Origin of the sequence: Streptomyces flavofungini (assembly GCF_014650815.1) — a bacterium.
Lineage (GTDB): Bacteria > Actinomycetota > Actinomycetes > Streptomycetales > Streptomycetaceae > Streptomyces > Streptomyces flavofungini.
Map to the genome: position 1 here is coordinate 1 of NZ_BMVR01000001.1, position 18,691 is coordinate 18,691.

An 18,691-nucleotide genomic window follows, 5' to 3' on the forward strand; every position below is an offset into this window, starting at 1 on the left:
CCACACCACGCCGGACCAACTCACCCGCCAGCCCACGCACCCGCACATCAAGCTCAGCGAACGTCAGCTCCACACCACCACACACCACCGCCACCGCATCCGGCGACAACTCCACCTGCCGCCCGAACAACTCCGGAACCGTCAACTCCGGCCCCACCACAGCCGTCTCATTGAACCCAGCCAGCGCCACCACCTCATCCGCCACCAACACATCCACCGAACCCACCAACAACCCCGGGTCGGCGGTGAACTGGCGCAGGATGGAGAGGAAACGCTTCCCCATGGACTCGATGGTGGAGCGGTCGAACAGGTCGGCCGCGTACTCCAGGACGCATCGCATCCGCTGCCCCGCGGTATCCGCGGCGAAGCCGAACTCGAGGTCGAACTTGGCGAACTGCGTCTCCACCGCCTCAAGGCGGGCGTCCAGCCCGGGCAGGCCGAGGTGCACCGTGTCGTCGTCCTGCCAGGTGAACATCACCTGGAACAGCGGGTGGTACGCCGTGGAGCGCTCCGGGTTGAGCAGCTCAACCAGGCGCTCGAACGGGGCGTCCTGGTTGTCGTAGGCACCCAGGGCCTTGTCCCGCACCCGGTCAAGGACCTGCGCCAGTGACGGATTGCCGGACAGGTCGGTCCGCAGCACCCAGGTGTTGACGAAGAATCCCACCAGGTCCGCGAGCGCCTCGTCGTTGCGCCCCGCGATCGTGGACCCCATGGCCACGTCGTCGCCGGCTCCCAGGTGGTGCAGCAGCACGGCCAGCGCCGACTGCATGACCATCGGCGTGGTCACACCGTGGTCGCCGGCCAGCTTCTCCACCGCGGCCGTGAGGGCGGGGTCGACCTCGAACTCGACCATGCCGCCGCGGTGGCTCGCCACGGCCGGCCGGGGGCGATCGAGGGGCAGCTGCGTCTGCTGCGGCGCCCCCGCCAACTCGCCCTGCCAGTAGTTCAGTTGGGTGGACAGCACACTTTCGGGGTCGTTCTCGTCGCCGAGGAACTCCCGCTGCCACAGGGCATAGTCGCCGTACTGGACCTCGAGCTCCGGCCAGTCCGGGTCCCCGCCGTCCAGGCGCGCCGTGTAGGCGGCGGCCAGGTCGCGGGCCAGCGGCACCATCGACTCACCGTCCGCCGCGGTGTGATGCACGATCAGCACCAGCACGTGCTCCTGGGGGCCGCAGCGAAGCAGTCGGGCCCGTACGGGAATCTCGGCGCGCAGATCGAAGACGTAGGACGCCGCCTCGGCCACCGCGGCGGGGACGGCGCCGGCAGCCACCTCGGCCACCGGCACCTCCCACCGCAGTTCGTCGGACGGCACGGGGCGCTGCGCGGGCGTGCCGTCCGCGTCCTCGACGAAGACCGTGCGCAGGCTCTCGTGCCGGACGACGACGTCACGCAGCGCCGAGGACAGGGCGAGCACATCCAGCTTCCCCGTCAGCCGCACCAGGAACGGGATGTTGTAGATCGCCGACGGTCCCTCGAACCGGTCGAGGAACCAAAGCCGCCGCTGGGCAAAGGACAGGGGGATCATTTCGCGACTACTCCTCGATCAGTCGTCCGGCGGAAGCGGACGAATCACATCGCGCTGCGTTCGAATCTTCGTTTTATGGGGGCTGAACGGAAATCCCGTTCACCGAAGCAGAACTGGGCAGCAATATGCCCAGCGCGACGCTCTCCCCCGAATACTTCCGATGCTTCATCCCTGCACCGCACAGCGTCAAGCTGTTTATGTGGCGCCGTGGTTCACGTTCCCGGTCCGTGCCGCAGGACGGATTCCGCCATCCCGGCCACGGTGGGATTCTCAAAGAGTTCCTGCGTGGTGACCCGTACGGCCAGATCCTGGTCGACCATCGCCAGGAGCCGGGTCGCGCGCAACGAATTGCCGCCGAGTTCGAAGAACGACTCGTCCCGGCCGAGGACCGGGCGGTTGAGGGCCTCCGACCAGATGGCGGCGAGCTGCCGCTCCAGGTCCGTGGCCGGCGCCTCCACTGCGCGCTTCACCCTGCCGGGAACGGCTTCCAGCAGCAACTGGGCGACGTCGGCGGCGCCCGTGGCGTCCCGTGGGATGAGCGGCGTCTCGATCAGCCGTACCGGCACCGGACAGTCGCGGACGCTCGCGGCGACGGCCTCCCGGACAGCTGCCTGGTCGACGCCGTCCCCTGTATAGGCGAGGACGACTTCGCTGACCCGGAGCTGATCCGGCATCAATTCCTCGACCATCGCCGGGTTCGCGAGATCGAGGCCGATGATCAGAGAGTGGTGGGGCATGGTGAGCGTGTCAAGGAACAACTGCAGTCCCCCGGCGGGCTCGATGATACGGAATCCACGACTGCGCGCCGCCGCGGTCGACTGACCGCGGTTCATCCCGATTCCGGTCCACATGCTCCAGGCGAGATACCGAACCGTGCGGCGGCGCTCATGGTGCCAGTAATCGGCGAACCCGGAAAGGAAACTGTTCGCCGCGGCATAGGCGCCGAACGAATGGCCACCGAATTCCGCCGTGACCGAACCGAAGAGCACGAGCGACGCGTCCTGCCGGGTTTCGAGCACGGTCGCGATGGCCAGGGTGCCGTCGACCTTCGCACTGTACTGCTCGGCGTAGGTCGCCATGGTCTCGTTGACCACGGTGTGCGCATCGGACTCGGCCCACTGGGCGGTCGGGTCCGAGCCCGCCAGATGCAGCACGCCGTCGAGCGGACGGCCCCAGCGCTCCTCCGCCGACGTCACCGCCGCCGCCAGTGCCTGCGCGTCGGCGACGTCGAGCTGTTCGTAGACGACCTCGCCGAGTCCGGTCAGCTCGGACAGCCGGTCGGCCTTCTCGCCGTCCGCGGCCGAACGGCCCACGAGCAGCAGGCGGGCGCCGTACCCGGCGACGAGGTAGGCGGCCACGTCGTGCGCGATGCCGCCCAGGCCGCCGGTGACCAGATAGAGACCGCCCGCGATCACGGGCGGACCCGTCATGCCCGGGTCGGCGTCGTCGGCGTCGGTCGGCAGCAGCCGCGGCTGCCACCGCTTGCCCTGCCGTACGGCGACGATCCCGCTGTGGCCCCGGTCGGCGAGCTCGGCACGGAGTGCGTCCCCCCAGCCGGGGCGGTCCGCGGGCAGGTCGACCTGCCTGATCGTCAGCTTCGCGGCCTCGCTGACCGCGGTCCGCACGAGGCCGAGCAGGGCGCAGGTGCCGAGGTCGACGCGGTCGCCGTCCAGGACGTGCACCGCCCCCGAGGTCAGGACGAGCACCGACGGCTGGCCGTACGCGCCGTCCGCGAGCACCCCGAGCAGCGCGGACAGTTCCGCGGTCGCGTCGGTGAGCCGGGCGGCGGGGTCGCCTCCGCGCGTCAGCGGCCGGGCGAACACCACCGTGGCGAGCGGACCGTGCTCGGCGGTGACGGCCTTGAACAGCCGGTGCAGTTCGGCTCGGTCGGCCGACGGGACCCGGAACCTGCCCGCCTCGTCCTCGCCGTACTCCTCGCCCTCGCGGACGGTGACGACCTGCCCGTCGAGCGGGAGGTGCGCCAGCTCCTCGTCCTCGCCGAAGACGAGGCGCACCCCGGCTCCGTCGTCGGCGGACCCGGCGTAGGGGAGCTGCGCCCACTGCCGCCGGACGAACCAGCCCTCCGGCTGCTGCTCCTCCGCGCCGGATCCGGCCACGCGGTCGGCGAAGGAGCCCGCACGCAGTTCGTTGGCCAGGGCCGCCCGCTGGACCTTCCCGCTGCCCGTCTTCGGGAACTCGGCCTCGGTGACCGGGATGAGCAGGTCCGGAGCGAGTCCGGACTCGCGCACCAGGACGGCGCGCATCTCTTCCGTGGTCTTGGCCAGGCGGTCCGGGTCCCAGTTCTGCGGTACGAAGAAGATCACCAGCTGGTCGCTGTCGGCACCCGGCTCCCGCACGCCGACCGCGCCGACGAAGGTGACCCGTACGTTGTCGATCTGTTCGACGACGTTCTCCAGCTCGTGCGCCATGTAGTTGATGCCGCGCACGATGATCTGGTCCTTGATCCGCCCCGCGATCACGACCTCGCCGTCCGTCACGAACGCGGAGTCGCCGGTGCGGAACCAGCCGTCCTCGTCGAACGACTCACGGTTGGCCTCGTCGTTGGCGAAGTAGCCGTGCATCATCGTGCGGCCGCGGATGCGCATCTCCCCCATGCTGCCTTCGGGCAGCACCGAGCCGTCCTCGTCCACGACGCGGATCTGGACCCCGGGGATCGGCTCTCCGACCTTGGAGAGGACGACGGCCCCGTCCGCCGCCGGATCGACGTAGCGGATGGTCGTGTTGAGCGAGGCCGGGTCGATGGCGACGGTGCCGGCGGCCCGGTCGTCCCGGCTCTGCCGGCTGTAGGTCACGGCGGTGCACGTCTCGGACATGCCGAACGCCGGGACCATGGCGTCGGCGGGCAGCCCGTAGGGAGCGAGCAGCTCCAGGAAGCGATGGCTCGTGCCCGCGATCACCGGCTCGGCGCCGTTGATGATCTCGCGCAACGAGGAGAGGTCCCAGGAGCGTTCGGCGTGCTGGTCGGCGAGTTCGTTGACCATGGCGAACGCGAAGTTCGGGGCCCAGGTGGTGGTCACCCGGTACCGGTCGACCCAGTCCAGCCAGAGCAGCGGGTCGGTGAGGAAGTGGGAGATCTTGGCGTTGACGTGCATGCAGCGCAGGAACATGTCACGGACGTTGTAGTGCACGACCGTGACGTGGTCGAACGGCATCCAGATCAGGCTCACGTCGTCACCGGTGAGGCCGAGGTACTGGATGGCGGACAGCGAACGGTCCACCACGCTCGCGTTGGTGTGCTGCACGCACTTGGGCACGCCGGTGCTGCCGGAGGTGAGCAGGTTGAGCACCGGAGAGTCCCGCTTCGCCGGGAACCAGTCGCTGTCCGGCGGGCACGTGGCCAGCTCCTCGACGGTGAGGATCCGTACGTCCGGCTCGTCCCAGAGTTCCCGCACCCCGGCGAGCGGTGCCGCGGTGGCGGCGTCGGTGACGAGCACCGGGCGGCCGAGCAGGTCCCAGGCGTTGCGCAGCTTGCGGTTGACCTCGTTCGGTGTCGCGTACGTCGTGGCGACGGCCACCGGGGTCGGCACGAAACCGCCGAGCACACAGGCCCAGAACGTCGTGAGGTAGCCCCGGTTGTCGTCGAAGACGAACAGCGCGGGGTCGCCGGGGCGCAGCCCGGCCGCCCGCAGCCCCGCCAGCACGCGCTCGGCTTCGGCGAGGAGCTCGGGGTAGGTCTGCAGTACGTCCTCGTTGCCCCGGGTGACGTAGATCGTGCCCTTGTCCGTGGCCAGCTCGGCGGCCGCGCGCAGCGCTTCCTGGAGCGTGGCGGGCGCGCCGTCCGGGATGTGCAGGGGGCCGCCGTCGAGGTCGGCCAGGGGCCGGTCCGTGGCGTCGGCCTCGACCGGGCCGGTCGCCTGCGGGGCGGCGGGGGCGGAGGCGGGGGCGGTGGGGGTCACGGCGCGTACGCCCTTGCGGGCCACGGCGATCGCGTCGCCGACGCCGGGGACGCCCTTGGCCGCGGCGGTGATCTCGTCGAGAACGGCTGAGCCGAGCAGGTCCGCGGCGGTCATGCGGCGCTCCCGCTCCGTGCGGATTCCAGCATCTTCGAGCCGATGAACGACACCACTTCGGCGGCTTTCTCCAGGAAGTAGAAATGGCCGCCCGCATATATTCGTTCGCTGAACTGGGCGTTCGTGTGCTGGCGCCAGCGCCGGACGGAATGAAGCGGTGCCTGCGGGTCCGCATCGCTGCCGAGCGCGGTGATCAGGCAGTCGAGAGGCTCCTCCGACTTCACCTGGTGTCGCTCCCAGAGCCCGAAGTCGGCCCGGAGGACTTCCAGGAGAACACTCATGACGAATTCATCCGCAGCGATTTCGGGGTCGATCCCGCCGAGTTCGAGCACCGCGTTGCTGAATTCTTCGTCGGAGAGCTCGTGCAGCTGCCTGATCCCGGTCACGTCCGGGGCCGCGCGTCCGGAAAGGAAAAGCTGTTCCGGGCCGCGCCGGCCCCGCGCGCGCAGCGCGGTCGTCAGTTCGTAGGCGAGTGCCGCGCCGCAGGAATGACCGAAGAAGGAGAACGAACCATCCATAACCGGGCGAAGGGCATGGGTGAGCGCGTTGACGAGCGGGCCGACCTCGGTGAACGGCTGCTCGGCGATGCGGTTCTGACGGCCCGGCAGCTGGACTGCCACCAACTCGATCTCCGGCGGCAGCCAGCGGACCCAGTCGGCGTAGGCGGCCGCGCCGGCGCCCGCGTGCGGGAAGCAGATCAACCGGTGCGTGTGTCCTGGTTGTTTCGCGCGCCAGATGTACGGGGTCTCGGGGACAAGTTCCCTGGTCTGTACGGTCATCTGCAGGCAACTCCATGCTCGACGTTGTCCCGTCGACAGGACAGCGGAATGTCTTGTGGATCACCGGGGCACGGGCGCACGACGCTGTCACTGACCGCCGTCGGCTTCACCAGCCCAACCACCCGTATTGGCCAGGCGGTCTATTAAATCCGGCCACCACATAACCATCGCACTCACATCGAGCGCAAGGTATCCGCTGCCCCCGCAGAGCAACCTGTCCGGCCGACAGGACAGGAATGGATTGCGGAGAGAAGCATGACGTAATAGGAATCCGCTTGACGGTTGGACGTCCGGCCCCTCCAGTGATCCATGAGCAGCCGGACCGATACGGCTGCGCGTTCCCGGACTCTGGACACAAGCAAATTGGTGGGGTTGTGTCGGGTGCACGCGTGTTGAATCCCACCGAGAATCTGTGAGGCTTTCGATGGAATACCGCATTCTCGGCCCCGTGGACATACAGGACGGCGGCCTCGCGGTGCCGCTGGATGGGGCAAAACAGCGGACAGTCCTGGCTGCCCTGCTCATCGCCGAGGGCTCACTCGTGTCCGACACGGAACTGAGCAGGCTCCTGTGGGGGGAACAGCCGCCGGCGACGCATGGCGCCCAGATCTACAATCACGTCTCCCGGTTGCGCAAGACACTCGGCAGCGAGGTCAGCATCACCCGCTGTTCACCCGGATACCTCATGGAGATCGGCGACGACTCCTTCGATCTCCGCGAGTTCGAGAACCTGGCGATGCGCGGGCAGTCGGCGTTGCTCGCGGGCCGTTTCGAGGAGGCGAGCCAGCCTCTGCACCTCGCGCTCTCGCTGTGGCGCGGGCCCGCGCTCGCCGACGTCTCGGAGGCACTGGCCCTCACCGAGGGACCACGGATCGAGGAGCGCCGGATCTCCGTGGTGGAGAGCAGGATCGAGGCGGACCTCGCGATCGGCAAGCACGCCGAGGTGCTCCCCGAACTGACCAGGCTCGTCGAGCAGTACCCCTTGCGTGAGCGGTTCCGCGCCCAGCTGATGACCACGCTGTACCGGTGCGACCGCCAGGCCGAGGCGCTGGTGCTGTACGACTGGAGCAGGAAGATGCTCGTCGAGGAGCTCGGCGTCGAGCCGGGAGCGCTGCTCCGCCAGGTTCATCACGCCATCCTCACCGCCGACCCCAGTCTGCACAGTCCGTTCGGCCTCCAGCTCGCCCGCTGACGCGTCAGGCCCGTTGGCCGGCCGACACGTCGGCAGGCGACCACCGGCCGTACGAGCGCAGGCCGTACAGCAACGGGCGGCAGGCATCCTGTCCGTGCACGCGCGTCGCCTCGCCGAACACCACCACGTGGTCGCCGACCGATTGCGTCATCGCGACCCGGCAATCCGCGATCGCGTGCGCGTCATCGGGGAGGTGCGGCCCGGCGGCGTCGACGTCCTGCTCCCAGCGGACGCGCTCGAACCGGTCCGGATCGCCGGACGCGAACAGTTCCGCGGTGGCCCGCGCGTCCTCGTGGAGCAGGTTCACCGAGAACGCGCCACGTGCCTCGATCGCCGCCAGCGTAGGGCTGCCCGCGCGCAGGCACACCAGCAGCGTCGGCGGGTCCAGCGAGACGCTGCACACCGACGAACACGTCAGTCCCCACGGCTGTCCGTCGAGGTCGACCCCGGTGACGACGGCCACGCCGGTGGGGAAGCCGCGCATCATCGCGCGCAACCCCTCGGACGCGGACGCCTCGACCGGGCGGGTGATGCTCAAATCAGTCATGGAGAATCATCCTGTGACTTGGATCCGACAGAGGTGCGGACGGGCTGGCCCGGGCTCCATTTGGTCAGCAGCAGCAGGGGTCCGGTCATGACGGTCGTCGCGACCGCCATGACGATGAGGGCGACGAACACCGGACGGGTCAGGATGTCCGCGTTGTAGCCCACCTTGAGCACGATCAGTTCGGTGAGGCCGCGGGTGTTCATGAGGATGCCGACGGTGACCGCGGTCTGCTTCGGCTGGCCCGCCATCCGGGTACCGAAGTAGCTGCCCATCCCCTTGCCCAGAACCGCGAGCAGGATCGCGCCCGCCGTGAGCGCCCAGGGCAGCGGGCCGATGCCGCCCGCGAACACGGTCACTCCCGTCACCACGAAGAAGAACGGGATCATGCCTCGGCCCAGGTTCGTCACCCTGTTGGCCACCTGCTGCCACGGGCCGTCCGGCGGCAGGGCGAGACCGACGAGCACCGCTCCGAAGATCGCGGTGAGACCCAGCCGTTCCACGGTGAGCGCCATGGTGAGCGCGATCGCGCCCAGGAGCACCGCGGTGACGAGGGGCCGCTGTTCGCACAGGTTGTGGGCGGCCCGGGTACGCAGAGCGCTGCGCACTCCCAACGCCGCCGCCGCGCCCCCGCCGAGCACCACGACGGACTGGACGAATCCGTTCAACTCGCCGGTGCTGAGCCCGACCGCCACGGACAACAGCAGCCAGCCGACCGTGTCGATGACCACGGCTGCGGTCATCGACAGGCGTCCCTCCAGGGTGTCGGTCGCGTTCCGCTCGGCGAGGATCCTCGCCAGCACGGGCACCGCCGTGATCGACAGCGCCACGGCGCACATCAACACGAAGGCGGGCAGCGGTGCGCTGCCCCGGACATCGGGGTCGTCCGACAGGAGGATCCAGCCGGCGAACAGCACGCCGGAGAACATGGCGGGCACGAGTCCGCCCGCCACCAGCCACGCGGACGTCCGCAACGAACTCCGGTGGGCACCGAGCCGGAGCTTGTGCGCCAGCCCGACGAGGAACAGCACCAGGCCGACTTCGGCCACCAGCTTCATGATGTCGAGGACGTCGCCCGGCAGCACCGCGTCGAACTTCGAGCGGCCGAGGAGTGCCACCGCGGCAGGCCCGGCGAGCAGGCCTGCCACGATCTCACCCACGGTTTCCGGTTGCCGCAGCAGGCGCGCCGCGCTCCGACCGGCATAGCCGATCACCAGCACGACGGCCAGGGCCGCGGCAACATGGACCCCCGTCAGCAGGAAGTCAGTCACGACCGTTCACGCATCGACGCGAAGTACTCGTAGGTGCTCGGCAGCGTCTCGATCAGGTGCCGCGACTTGTCACGGATGGCCGCGAACTCCTTGTGGGCCGCCGCGGTGTCGGACATGCCCAGGGAGGGCGTCGCCCTGGCCGGGATGGCGCCGGTGCCGAGCAGGATGCACATGTAGGAGTACGGCGGCAGGCCGTGGTAGTAGGGGAAGACGTTCTCCGAGTCGGGCAGCTGCACCTTCCAGCGCTCCAGGCGCTCGGCGAGCCCGTCCGGGACGGCCCGGGTCTTGGTGTCCTTCCAGTACTGGGTGTCGTCGCGACCCGCGCCCTGGTAGTGCAGGACCAGGAACTCCCGTACGCCGTCCATGACGTTGGCGATGGACGAGTTGTAGCTCTTGCGCAGCTCCGGGCTCCAGTCGGCGGCCGGGAAGTGCTTCACCATCTGCTCGATCGCGTGGTGGATGAAGAAGATCCCGGTCGACTCCAGCGGCTCGACGAAGCCGCTGGCCAGGCCGATGGCGACACAGTTGTTCTTCCACGACTGCTCGCTGCGGCCGATCCGCATCCGGATGTGGTTGGCCTCGACCTCGGCGGCCTCCGGGCCGACGAACTCGCGCAGCGTGCGCTCGGCCTCCTCCGGCGAGAGGTAGTCCTTGGCGTAGACGTAGCCCGTGCCGATCCGCCCGAACAGCGGGATCGTCCAGATCCAGCCCGCGTCCTGCGCGGTGGCCTGGGTGTACGGGTTGATGCCGCGCTTCTCCATGTCCAGCGGGACCTGGAGGGCGACCGCGCTGTCGTTGGGCAGCGTGTCCTGGTAGGAGATGAACGGCACTTCGAGCGCCTTGTTCAGGAGCACGCCCCGGAACCCGGTGCAGTCGACGAACAGGTCGCCCTCGAGGGACCCGTGGTCCTTGGTGACGATGTGGTCGATCCACCCGCGCTCGTCGAGCCGCACGTCCTGGACCTCGTCGATGATGTGGTGCACACCGCGGTCCGTCGAGTACTTGGTGAGGTACTTGGCGAGCAGCGCCGCCTCGAAGTGGTAGGCGTACGGGAACTGCGTCTTGCCCTGGTGCTCCGACATGGTGAGACCGGAGAGCTCCTTGGCGCCCTCGGCGAACCCCTGGTCGATCAGCGAGCCGTCCAGGAAGCGCGGGCTGCGTCCGGCGTCACAGAGGTTCGCCATGACGAAGCAGTCGGTGTCGAACCGGTCGGTGGGGCCGTCCTGCAGCCACCAGTCGGTCAGCGGGAACCCGTTGACCGTGGGCATCTGCTCGAACGGGTGGTAGAAGTGATGCCCCTTGCGCCGCCAGTCCTGGAACCGGACGGCCAGCTTGTAGGTGGCGTTGCACGCCGGCATCCACTCCTCTTCCTTGAGGTCGAGGAACTCGAAGAAGTGCCGGATATCGCTGAAGGTCGCTTCGCCGACCCCGATCGTGCCGATCTTGCCGGACTCAACGAGGGTTACCGAAATCTTGTCGCCGAATGCCTTCTTCAAGTAAGAGGCAGTCATCCACCCCGCCGTACCGCCGCCTACGATCACGACCCTGTCAGGGTTCTTCGTACTCATCCCAGCACCTCTGGTCCAGTTGTCGGCCTGAATTCCAGGCGCGTGCGTCACTTATCGCCAACACTGACGCCGGGATCTATCAAGCTTCTATTCTCGGGCCACTTTTGAGGACCGCTCGGGATTCCGAGGTGCTTACCGGAGCTGCCGCCGTCGGCGCGCTATTCATGAGCACACAAAACGGCCGCCGCAGGATGTTCCCGCGACGGCCGCTTTGTGCGATGCGATGTGTTTCTCAGCCGAACAGTTCCGCAAGGGCTTCCATGTCCATCGGCACCGGAGAGAGCCGGTAATCGGCCGGAGGCTCCACACCGAGGAGATGGCGGACGAGGAAGTCCCACTTACGCCGGTTCACGTAATGCTCGTAGCCGAAGTACATGTGATCGGCTCCGGGGACGATGACCAGATCGAAATCCTTGTCCGCGGCGATCAGGGCATCGGCGAGCCGGAGCGTCAGGTCGGGCGAGACACGGTCGTCCAGGCCGCCGTGGAGCAGCAGCAGCTTCCCTTCGAGGCGGTCGGCGATGTCCACGTTGGACGTCGCGGCGTAGGCGGCCTCGTCGAAGGGGCCGTGGTAGGCCTCGGCGTGCTCCTTGTCGAGGTAGCGGAAGTCGTGCATCCCGGACTCCGCGACGCCGACCTTGAACAGCTCGGGGAAGTCGAGCAGCGCCCGCAGAGCGGCGAACCCGCCCGCCGAGGTGCCGGTCGCCCCCACCCGGTCCAGGTCCATCCAGGGCCGGGTCGCAGCCAGTTCGCGCACCGCCGACACGTGGTCGGCCAGGCCGGCGGCCAGCTTGCCGTAGGTGGCGTCGTGGAACTCCTTGCCGCGCCCGGGCGTGCCCGCCCCGTCCACCGCAATCACGACGAAGCCCAGCGCGGCGAGCGCCTCGGCTTCGTACCCGTACCAGCCGGGATCGAACGACGGGCTGACCCGGTTGTCCATCGGGAGGGCGTGGGGGTGGTCGATGACGGGGTACCGGCGGCTGGGGTCGAACCCGTGCGGCCGGTACAGCAGGCCGTATATCTCCGTCTCCCCGTCGGCGCCGGTCGCCCGGAACCGCTCCGGCGCGCTCCAGCCGCACGCGGTGAGCCGCGTGATGTCGGCACGCTCCAGTTCGACGAGCGCCTTTCCGTCCCAGTCGCGGACGGTGGCGGTCGGCGGGGTGTCCGTCGTGGACGCGGAGTCGATGAAGAACTCCCCGTTCTCCGCCACCGTGACGACGTGGTCGAACGCGTCGTCAGTGACCTTGGCGAACCCGGTTCCGTCCAGGTTCACACGGCACACGGTCCGGCGGTAGGGGTCCTCCTCGACGAGCCCGGACGCGATGAAGTGGACCACCCGCCGCTCCTCGTCGACGCGCAGGATCTCCTGCACCGCCCACGGGCCCGACGTCACCTGCCCGCGCAGCTCACCGGAGTCGGTCCCGTACAGGTAGAGGTGGCCCCACCCGTCCCGCTGCGAGTACCAGAGCAGCTCCCGCCCGCCCGAGAGGAGCCTGACCATCGGCTGCTGCAGCTCCCGCTGCGCGGGCTCCACCCGCGTCTCACCGGTCTCGCTGACCACGGTCCGCACCTCGCCGGACTCCGGGTCGAGCCGGTACAGGCTCAGGGTGTGGACGCCTTCTTGTCCCCAGCCCAGGTAGTACACCGCGGACCCGTCCTCCGCCCACCACGCCCACCGGCGGAAGATCGGCGACATCACCGACATCCCCACCGGGTCCGCCTGTGCGGTGACGACCGTGCCGTTCTCGATGTCGATCACCACGAACTCGGCGACGGTCGAGCTGTCGTCCCCGGGGTGGGGGTACCGCTGGCTCAGCAGCCTCGGCTCGCCCCCCGCGGCGGGGGCGGAGTCCACCAGGTGCGTGCGGCGGACACCCCGGTTGTCGGTGCGGTGGGTCAGCAGCCGCGTCCCGTCGGGCGACCACGCGACGCAGGGCGGCAGGTGGGGAAGTCCGACCTTCGCCAGCAGGGTGGAGTACATGAGGTAGTCGGGGCTCGCGCCGTAGTCGACGTCCTCGGTGCCGTCGGACGTCAGCGCCCAGTCGCGGCTGCCGTCCAGGGAACGCGCGCGGAGATCGTGACCGGCGCGGTACACGGCGAATTTACGGTCCGGCGAAGGGACTTCGAGAGGGTTTCCGGGCGGGGCACCCTCGGTCTTCCGGCATGCGTAGTCGTCGAGGGATACCCGCCAATGCTCGCCGAAAGCATCGAATTCCACCGCACCCGTGGTCAGTTCGACAGCGAAGAACGGCAGTGCAGCCGCATCGACTTCCTGTCCCGATTCCTTGGCCAGCGCGCCCGCGAGCCTCTTGTGATCGAATGCGACATCCCTGACACCCGCTTTGGTGTCGACCTGAATGAAGCGCTTCCCCTCGGGAGTTCCGACGGTGTACCAGAAGCGAGACCCGTCCTCGATCCAGCGCGGCCTGATATTGGTCCCGAGGACGAGGTCCCGGCGATTGTGCCGCAGCAACCGTTCTGCCGTCTCGTAGACCCGCCCGTCGAGTCGAGTCGCATGCATTGGTTGACCTTCTTTCGAGGTGGTTGCCGTGCAATCCGGGCCGGGGCGCATTACCCGCGGATCACCGGCCGCGCCGATCTGGGATGACCTCATTGCTATCAGTCGGCATCGATCGCGTCGACGAGAAGCGGGACAAGAGGAGGCACGCGGCGGGGAGGCGGCGCGGCAGGGGCAGCAGGAGGGGGAGTTGTCCCGTCGGCAGGACAGGACACACGAGTGCCCTGAGCCGGAGGTCTCCGGCTCAGGGCATCAGTATGTCGGCTCTCGGACGCGGCCCGCCCGGCCCACGGGCTAGCGCGTGGTCTCGCGGTTGAAGACCGCCCGCGCCCACAGGTAGCCGACCACGATGAGGCCGAGGCACCAGGCGATGGCCTTCAGACCGTCGTTGCCGATCTCGGTGCCCAGCATCAGCCCGCGGAGCGTCTCGTTGATCGGGGTGAAGGGCTGGTACTCGGCGAACCAGCGGAGCCCGACCGGCATCGAGTCGGGGGTGACCACGGCGCTGCCGAGGAACGGCAGGAACGTCAGCGGGGTGGGCGCGTTGCTCGCCGTCTCGATGGTCTTGGCTCCCATGCCCATCGCGGCCGACAGCCAGGTGACGGCGAAGGCGAGCAGCACGAGCAGGCCGATGGCGGCGAGCCACTCGATGGGGGAGGCGTCCGGCCGGAAGCCCACCACGAACGCGAGGCCGAGGACGAAGACAAGGCTGATCATGGTCTGGATGACGCTGCCGACCACATGCCCCACCAGCACGGAGGCACGGGAGATGGCCATGGTGCGGAAGCGGTTGATGATGCCTTCGGTCATGTCCGTGCACACGGACACCGCGGTCGTGACGCCGCCGGAGGTGACCGCCATCAAGATGATGCCGGGAACGACGAAGTTGGTGTATTCGCCACGGTCGTTCGAGGCGCCCGGCAGTCCGAGGCCGTTTCCGATCGCACCGCCGAAGACGTACACGAAGAGCAGCAGCATCACGACCGGCATGGCCGCGACGGAGAGCGTGATCGTGGGATAGCGGTACATGTGCTTCAGATTGCGGCGCAACATCGTCATCGAGTCACGCACGGCGTACGCGGAAGTGCTCATCGCAGGGACTCCTTCGCAAGTTCCGTGTTGTCAGATACCTGGCCGGGAACCTGGTTGCCGGTCAGAGCGAGGAAGACATCGTCGAGATCGGGTGTGTGCACCGTCAGCGCCTCGGCCTCGATCTGTGCGGCGTCCAGCCGGTCGAGCACGGTGCGCAGCGCCGGGATGCTCCCGTCGTTGGGGACCTGGAGCGTGAGCGCTTCGTCGTCGCGCAGGGCCTGGCCCAGGGCGCGGGCCGCCACGTCGAGGCGGTGCACATCGGCGAACTGGAGTCGGATGTGGCCACCCGGGATGCGCCGCTTGAGCTCGGCCGCCGTGCCCTCGGCGACGATCTTCCCGCCGTCGAGGACGGCGATCCGGTCGGCGAGCTGGTCGGCCTCTTCCAGGTACTGCGTGGTGAGGAAGATCGTCGTGCCCTCGGCGACGAGGTCGTGGATGATCTGCCACAGGTTGCGGCGGCTGCGGGGGTCGAGGCCGGTCGTCGGCTCGTCGAGGAAGATGATGCTCGGCCTGCCGACCAGGGTCATGGCGAGGTCGAGCTTGCGCCGCATGCCGCCGGAGAAGGTGATGGCGGGCTTGTCGGCGACCTCGGTCAGGTCGAACCGCTCGAGCAGCGCGGCGGCCCGCTGCTTGCCCTCGTTGCGGGGCAGGTGGTGCAGGTCGGCCATCAGGATGATGTTCTCCCTGGCGGTCAGCAGGTTGTCCACCGCCGAGAACTGCCCGGTCACACCGATCTCGGCCCGGACCGCGTCCGGCTCCCGGTCCAGCACGTGCCCCGCGACCTGCGCCTGCCCCGCGTCGGCGGAGATGAGCGTGGACAGGATCTGCACGGTGGTGGTCTTTCCCGCACCGTTGGGACCGAGCAGGGAGAAGACCGTTCCCGCCGGCACCTCCAGGTCGACCCCGTCGAGTACGACCTTCTCTCCGTATGCCTTGCGCAGTCCGAGGGCTGAGATCCCCTTGGGCTGGCCGGCCATATGGGCGGTCGCGGTCATGATGCCCCTCCTTTTCGTGGCTGTTGCGAAGGTCGGTCTGTGCGGTTCATGGTCGTGTCACCGGCCTGGGCGGTTGGCGAACGGCCTGCTCGTACAACGGTGTTGTGCGTGGTGGACGCGGTGCGCAAGGCTGGTGCGACGCCGGCCGCGCCCCGGCGTCGACCGTCCTCGGCCCGGCTTCGCGGGTGAGCGCGACCGAGACATCCCGGCGGGGTGTCCGCCGGGGCCGGCTCAGCGGCCGACTCCAGCGATCCGGCGGGAGATCCTGCGGGGGCACACAGGTCCGCACCGCCCGCGACAGCGACGGCCACGAACGTGCGCCGGGGACTGTCCACATGCAGCGCGAGGTCCATGCCGCCATCATGACACAAATCTTGGCGCCATGACGAGCCATGATGGCGCCACATACGTTCAGACGTACGGGACGGGTCGCCAGAGTAGGCGGTTCAGCCCTCCAAGAAGGCCGGACAGCACCGGGAGTTAGATGTAACCTCTGGCCATGCCACAGGCGCCAGGATGGCGCAGTCGAGGCACCCCCGCACCCATGGCACACGTCGGAGACGCCGCCGGAGGAGGGCACGGGGGTGAGTTCGTCTCGTCAGGACACAGTGCCACGGCCACCGGGCCATGAGCTGGCAGCATCTTGGAGCCATGCATGGCGCGACGCGAAAGCGCTCCATGTCCGGCGTGCGCACGAGAGGCGCCCGGCGGGCGAGCGGCCCGGCAGGGAGAGTCCGAGGGGCGACGCGGAGAATCCGAGGGTTGGCGTGGAAAAGCCGACGCGGAAGAAGCGGAAGAAGCAGACGAGCCGAGCTGTACGCCGGGTTCTGTTCCCCGGGGCCTCGCGGCCGTCGGGGCGACGGCCATCCATCTAGGGCCGGCATTGCTGCCGGCCTCGTGCGGTCTACCCGCGGACTCGGGCGGGCAGCCCTCGGTCGTCCGCGCAGAAGCGCCTTTCTCGCGAAGAGGCGCTTCCTTTTGACCTTGCTCCAGGTGGGGTTTACCTAGCCGCCTGAGTCACCTCAGGCGCTGGTGGTCTCTTACACCACCGTTTCACCCTTACCGAGGACCGAGGTCCCCGGCGGTCTGTTCTCTGTGGCACTGTCCCGCGGGTCACCCCGGGTGGCCGTTAGCCACCACCTTGCCCTGTGGAGCCCGGACGTTCCTCGGGGAGATCCACAAGGACCTCCACGCGGCCGTCCGCCCGGCTCGTCTGCCGTGTCGACCATGGTACCCGCCGGGGTGCGGGCCGGGTGCCGGTGGCTGCCGTGGCCAGGAAGGATCCGGCGAGGATCAGGGTGAAGGCGGCGGCGAAGGCCGCCGTGAGGGACTCGTCGAGGAAGGCGAAGCCCGCCGCTGCGGCGACGGCGGGGTTGATGTACGTGAAGACCACCGCCCGTGTCGGGCCCGCCTCGCGGATCAGTTCGAGGAAGACGATGAAGGCGAGCGCCGTGCAGATGACTCCCAGGCCCGCGAGCGCCGCCAGGGTCTTGCCGTCCGGGAGCGTGTCGGGCCAGGTCGCCGCCGCCGCGGGGGCGTAGACCAGGGCGGCGAGGGTCAGGCAGGGCGCTATCAGTTGCAGGGTGGGGACGTCCTTGAGGTGGCGGGCCACGATCAAGGGGGCGATCGCGTAGCCGAGCGCCGTGAGCAGGACCTCCGTCAGGGACCAGGCGTCGCCGCCCGTCAGGTGCGGGACCGTCAGCACCGCCACCCCGGCGAAGCCGAGCGCCAGGCCCGTCACCCGGCGCGGTCCGAGGCGTTCCGTGTCTCCGAAGAAGCGGGCCAGGAGGGCGCCGATGATCGGGACGGCGGCGATCAGCAGGCCGGCGGTGGAGCTGGACAGGTGGCGTTCCGCGTCCGTCAGGGTCCACCACGGGCCGAGGATCTCCACCGCCGCGAAGGCCAGCATCGGACGCCAGTGCGTACGCAGTACGGCGGGCATGCCGCCCTGGCGCATCGCGAACGGGAGCAGCAGCGCGGCGCCCAGGGCGCAGCGCGTGAACACCACCATCGACGGCGTCAGATCGCTGTCCACCGCCACCTTGATCATGAGGTACGGAATGCCCCACAGGACACCCATGAAGGAGAAGAGAAGCCAGCCGCGTGCAGTCATGCGGCGAGTTTCGGACAGGACGGTTGGTTACGTCTTGAACGTCGTTGCGGTCGCCGGGCCCGCCTCGTCCCGGCGCGTCGGGGCCGTCGCGGCGCGCACGCTGTCGCGGTACGCCGCCGGTGTCACCCCCACCACCCGCCGGAACCAGCGCGTCAGATGCGCCTGGTCGGCGAAGCCCACCAGGCCCGCCACCGCCGCCGGGCGCAGTCCGCGTTCCAGGAGGCCGCGCGCCCGCCCGACGCGGTACTGCGCCAGCCACGCGTACGGCGGCATCCCCGTCGTCGTACGGAAGGCGCGCAGGAGTTGGTAGCGGGACAGGCCCAGTTCGGTGGCCAGTTCGGTGAGGGTGGGGGGTGCCAGGACGCTGTCGGCCAGACGGTCGCGGACGGTCCGGGCGATGGCGGTGGTGCCCGGGACGGCGGTGCCCTCGCGGCCGCGGTCTCCGGCGCGGAGGGGGCGCGCCTCCGCGTGGCGTCGCGCCAGGGCGGCGAACAGTTCGGTCAGGCGGGTCTCGGCGGCCAGGGCGGTCAGGAGGTCCGGGACGTCCGCCGCCGGGTCCAGGATCTCCGCTCCCCGGGCCGGGGCCCTGCTCAGCCCCGTGTGCGCCGCCCGCAGCGCCGCCGCGAGCTGCGGGTCGTCGAGGACCGCCTGCCGGAAGTGCGGCAGGGCGCGGGCGCCGTCGGCGAAGAGGTGCACCGCGGGGTACATCGCGCGGTACGCGTAGCCGCCGCCGGGGCCGGGGCGGCCGGTGTGGGTCTCGCCGGGGGCCAGGACGACGACGGCGCCGGGGCCCACGTCGAGGCGGCCGCCACGGTAGTCGATGATCTCGCTGCCGCCGACGCAGACGCCCACGGTGAACTCCTCGTGGTAGTGCGGGGCGTAACGGTGGCGGTCGAAGCGGGCGGTGAGGAGATCGAGGGTGGTGTCGGTGCCCAGGGGGGCACGGGTCCAGATTGCGCGGTCGGCGGGGGTGAAGGCCTGCTTCGTGTGCGCCATGTGCCCTCGTCCTCTCCGCGTCCGGTTCACCGTTCAACGCTTCCACGCCCGTTTTTCATGCCGCTGC

The 18,691-nt window shown here is 69.3% G+C and carries 11 protein-coding genes, 1 other RNA gene and 1 pseudogene; 1 reads left to right on the plus strand and 12 read right to left on the minus strand.

Features of this window, described 5'->3' with window-relative positions; genetic code table 11:
* The 3 genes from IE274_RS00005 to IE274_RS00015 all read right to left on the minus strand — a co-directional run.
* The coding region (locus tag IE274_RS00005) for a condensation domain-containing protein (protein ID WP_229909047.1) at positions 1 to 1,525 on the minus strand (1,525 nt) is incomplete at its 3' end.
* Positions 1,526 to 1,737: 212 nt separating this feature from the next.
* The gene (locus IE274_RS00010; protein ID WP_190113436.1) at positions 1,738 to 5,556 is read right to left on the minus strand and encodes an SDR family NAD(P)-dependent oxidoreductase; all 3,819 of its coding nucleotides are present in this window, start codon (positions 5,554 to 5,556) and stop codon (positions 1,738 to 1,740) included.
* The gene (locus IE274_RS00015) at positions 5,553 to 6,335 is read right to left on the minus strand and encodes a thioesterase II family protein (RefSeq protein WP_190113437.1); all 783 of its coding nucleotides are present in this window, start codon (positions 6,333 to 6,335) and stop codon (positions 5,553 to 5,555) included. The genes IE274_RS00010 and IE274_RS00015 overlap by 4 nt, the downstream gene beginning before the upstream one ends.
* A 448-nt stretch (positions 6,336 to 6,783) precedes the next feature.
* On the opposite strand from IE274_RS00015, the gene IE274_RS00020 reads away from it, so the two are divergent.
* On the plus strand, positions 6,784 to 7,527 hold the full coding sequence (locus IE274_RS00020) for an AfsR/SARP family transcriptional regulator (RefSeq protein ID WP_198898057.1): 744 nt from the start codon (positions 6,784 to 6,786) through the stop codon (positions 7,525 to 7,527).
* 4 nt (positions 7,528 to 7,531) lie between these two features.
* Here the strand turns inward: IE274_RS00020 and IE274_RS00025 are convergent, their stop codons facing one another.
* From IE274_RS00025 to IE274_RS00065, 9 genes and pseudogenes are all read right to left on the minus strand, one after another.
* The gene (locus IE274_RS00025) at positions 7,532 to 8,074 is read right to left on the minus strand and encodes a flavin reductase family protein (protein WP_190113439.1); all 543 of its coding nucleotides are present in this window, start codon (positions 8,072 to 8,074) and stop codon (positions 7,532 to 7,534) included.
* Positions 8,071 to 9,342: a cation:proton antiporter gene (locus IE274_RS00030; RefSeq protein WP_190113440.1), complete on the minus strand. Its 1,272-nt coding sequence runs from the start codon at positions 9,340 to 9,342 to the stop codon at positions 8,071 to 8,073. The genes IE274_RS00025 and IE274_RS00030 overlap by 4 nt, the downstream gene beginning before the upstream one ends.
* Positions 9,339 to 10,910: a tryptophan halogenase family protein gene (locus IE274_RS00035; RefSeq protein WP_190113441.1), complete on the minus strand. Its 1,572-nt coding sequence runs from the start codon at positions 10,908 to 10,910 to the stop codon at positions 9,339 to 9,341. The genes IE274_RS00030 and IE274_RS00035 overlap by 4 nt, the downstream gene beginning before the upstream one ends.
* Positions 10,911 to 11,142: 232 nt before the next feature.
* Entirely contained in the window at positions 11,143 to 13,482 is a 2,340-nt protein-coding gene (locus IE274_RS00040) for a S9 family peptidase (protein WP_372447297.1), read from the minus strand.
* A gap of 240 nt (positions 13,483 to 13,722) precedes the next feature.
* Entirely contained in the window at positions 13,723 to 14,520 is a 798-nt protein-coding gene (locus IE274_RS00045; RefSeq protein WP_190113443.1) for an ABC transporter permease, read from the minus strand.
* A complete protein-coding gene (locus tag IE274_RS00050; protein ID WP_190113444.1) occupies positions 14,517 to 15,515 on the minus strand; it encodes an ATP-binding cassette domain-containing protein in 999 nt (332 codons plus the stop codon). Before IE274_RS00050 ends, IE274_RS00045 begins: the two co-directional genes overlap by 4 nt.
* Positions 15,516 to 16,315: 800 nt before the next feature.
* Positions 16,316 to 16,727: RNase P RNA component class A (rnpB, locus tag IE274_RS00055), an RNA gene on the minus strand.
* 70 nt (positions 16,728 to 16,797) lie between these two features.
* Positions 16,798 to 17,628, minus strand: a pseudogene (locus IE274_RS40275) (DMT family transporter); the annotation flags it as partial.
* Positions 17,629 to 17,655: 27 nt separating this feature from the next.
* The gene (locus tag IE274_RS00065; RefSeq protein ID WP_190113445.1) at positions 17,656 to 18,624 is read right to left on the minus strand and encodes an AraC family transcriptional regulator; all 969 of its coding nucleotides are present in this window, start codon (positions 18,622 to 18,624) and stop codon (positions 17,656 to 17,658) included.
* Between the last annotated feature and the right edge of the window lie 67 nt (positions 18,625 to 18,691).

Coding starts and splice junctions, on each gene's coding strand:
- IE274_RS00010 (WP_190113436.1), bottom strand. CDS start 5,556: ATGACCGCCGCGGACCTGCTCGGCTCAGCCGTTCTCGACGAGATCACC.
- IE274_RS00015 (WP_190113437.1), bottom strand. CDS start 6,335: ATGACCGTACAGACCAGGGAACTTGTCCCCGAGACCCCGTACATCTGG.
- IE274_RS00025 (WP_190113439.1), bottom strand. CDS start 8,074: ATGACTGATTTGAGCATCACCCGCCCGGTCGAGGCGTCCGCGTCCGAG.
- IE274_RS00035 (WP_190113441.1), bottom strand. CDS start 10,910: ATGAGTACGAAGAACCCTGACAGGGTCGTGATCGTAGGCGGCGGTACG.
- IE274_RS00040 (WP_372447297.1), bottom strand. CDS start 13,482: ATGCGCCCCGGCCCGGATTGCACGGCAACCACCTCGAAAGAAGGTCAA.
- IE274_RS00045 (WP_190113443.1), bottom strand. CDS start 14,520: ATGAGCACTTCCGCGTACGCCGTGCGTGACTCGATGACGATGTTGCGC.
- IE274_RS00050 (WP_190113444.1), bottom strand. CDS start 15,515: ATGACCGCGACCGCCCATATGGCCGGCCAGCCCAAGGGGATCTCAGCC.
- IE274_RS00065 (WP_190113445.1), bottom strand. CDS start 18,624: ATGGCGCACACGAAGCAGGCCTTCACCCCCGCCGACCGCGCAATCTGG.